The 2,268-nt window shown below is 57.5% G+C and carries 2 protein-coding genes and 1 pseudogene; 1 reads left to right on the top strand and 2 read right to left on the bottom strand.

Annotated elements, in window-relative coordinates; translation table 11 throughout:
• Positions 1 to 60: 60 nt before the first annotated feature.
• A complete protein-coding gene (locus tag ACS5Q1_RS47640; RefSeq protein ID WP_473104742.1) occupies positions 61 to 861 on the bottom strand; it encodes an ABC transporter ATP-binding protein in 801 nt (266 codons plus the stop codon).
• 157 nt (positions 862 to 1,018) lie between these two features.
• On the opposite strand from ACS5Q1_RS47640, the gene ACS5Q1_RS47645 reads away from it, so the two are divergent.
• On the top strand, positions 1,019 to 1,891 hold the full coding sequence (locus ACS5Q1_RS47645) for a LysR family transcriptional regulator (protein WP_473104743.1): 873 nt from the start codon (positions 1,019 to 1,021) through the stop codon (positions 1,889 to 1,891).
• A gap of 107 nt (positions 1,892 to 1,998) precedes the next feature.
• On the opposite strand, the pseudogene ACS5Q1_RS47650 reads toward ACS5Q1_RS47645, so the two are convergent.
• Positions 1,999 to 2,145: pseudogene (locus ACS5Q1_RS47650) on the bottom strand (NAD-dependent dehydratase); the annotation flags it as partial.
• Between the last annotated feature and the right edge of the window lie 123 nt (positions 2,146 to 2,268).

Raw genomic sequence — 2,268 nt, forward strand, 5'->3', positions numbered from 1 at the left:
CCGACTTGCACCGCCTGGCCCGCCGCGAGTTCGGCCGCCTGCAGCAACGGCCTGAGCTCATTACCAGCTTCTTTCGGCACGCAGGTCTCTCCGTTGCAGGTCTTTAGTGAAGATCATTAGGCAGACGTTCAAGCCGACGTTGGAGACCGTGGCCTTGAAGATGTTGGAGCCTCCCAGGAAGTCTGCCGCGAAGACGCTGACAGGGCGGAAATACAGGTCGGCGGGAGTGCCCAGTTGCTCGATGCGACCATTGTTCATCAGGCATATGCGATCAGACATTGCCATCGCCTCTTCCTGGTCGTGGGTCACGTACAGGATCGTTGCGCCCAGCTCGGTATGAAGGCGCTTGATCTCGAGCTGCATGTGATCACGGAGCTTCTTGTCCAGAGCCCCGAGGGGTTCGTCCATGAGAATGATGGAGGGCTCGTAGACCGCGCAGCGGGCGAGGGCGATCCGCTGCTGTTGACCGCCAGAGAGCTCACGCGGCAGTCGCCCGGCAACCTGGGGCAGGCGCACGATCTCGAGGATACGCTCGACCTTCTCGCGGATGGTGGCTTCGGACATGCGCCGCATGCGAAGGGGAAACGCTATGTTCTCGTAGACGGTCAGATGCGGGAACAAGGCATAGTTCTGGAACACCATGCCGATGTCGCGCTTGAAGACGGGTTCGAACGTGGCGTCCTTTCCGTCGATCCAGACTTCGCCGGCATCCGGGACGATGAGGCCGGCCAGCATCATGAGAAGGGTGGTCTTGCCGGAGCCCGAGGGTCCGAGAAGGGTCAGGAACTCCCCTGCCGGCACCGTGAGTGAGGTATCGCGAAGCGCATGAACCTCGCCATAGCTTTTTCTCAACCTAGTCAATTTGACCTTCATGCGGTCCGGATGCAAAGACGCCAATTCCATGTTCCCGTATTTTCGTTTCTTACGAGGCCTTTCGAACGAAATTATAAGGCTGTCATCATTTGTCCAATTGATTTAACTTTGATAGTTCGATTAAAATTTCTAATGAGAGGCTGACATGGAGCTCAAGCAGCTTGAGGCATTCGTATCCATTGCAACATTGCGAAACTTCAGTGCAGCGGCGAACAGGCTCAATATCACTCAGCCGGCGATCTCGCTCAGGCTGAATGCTCTTGAACAGGAGCTCGGCACATCGCTTTTCGATCGGTCGGGAAGCAAGATTCAGTTGACGGGCCCAGGCCTCGAGCTACTGCACTACGCGGAGCAGATCATCGACATATCCTACCGCCTGAAGGCGACGGCTCTCGGTGAAACCCGCTCTCACCAGAAGGTCCGCATCGGCACGACCGATACGATCGCCAACTCATGGCTGTCGGAGCTGGTCACGGAAATCATCACCGGCCTCCAGCACCTGACCTTCGAGATCATCACGGATACCACGCGCAGTCTGAGGGAGCGGCTCCTCTCCGGAGAGATCGATGTGGCCTTCCTCATGGGGCCGGTTCACGAGAAGGGCATAAGGAACCTACCCTTGAAGACCTATGAGAGTGCTTGGGTTGCTGGCGAGCGGACCAAGCTCCCGAAAGGCATTCTCACCCTCAATCAAATCGCATCCTTCCCGATCATCACCTATGCGCGGGACTCTGCAACCTATACCACGATTGAGGAGCTTTTCCGGATGAGTGGCCTCTGGCCCGTGAGGCTCAACTCGTGCAGTTCGACGGAGGTAATGATCCGTACCTTGATTGCAAGCAATGCGATCGGAGTGATCAGCACGGCCTGTCTCGTGTCGGATCGAGGCCTGAGGAGGCTCAGGTGCGAGGTGAAGCTTCCCGACTATGAATTCTGCGCCGCGTATCATCTGGACTCAGTAGGCCGGGTCGGGATGGCAGTTGCAGAACGTGCGCAGAAGCTATGCCAGAGCTTCTGAGGTGGGGAAATCAGCTCTGGGATGGTAGGGTTGACCCACCGTGAACCGTCGATGTGGCCTTTCCCCCCGGCGGGTCATCAGATTCCCGAGACGGCGCCCTCTCACGGTCAGGGGATCAACCAGTCAGCTCGGAGTTCCACAAACAGGTCGAAGAAGACATCATCAGTTGCCTGATACCCGGTAAAGCCGAGACGTCGGCTCTTCGACATGTCGGTCACGATCTCGATCGGCCGTTCGAGATCGGCATCCGTGTGCTAATACCAGGTCCCTGAAGGTCTGACTCGTTCGTGATTTCCAGGATTGCGGTGGGTGTGATTCAACTTGGTGAGCCAAGGAGGGTTGCCATGCCGATCCCACTCCGCTCTGACTTCGATGCT

The sequence above is a fragment of the Microvirga sp. GN3 genome (genome assembly GCF_055792825.1).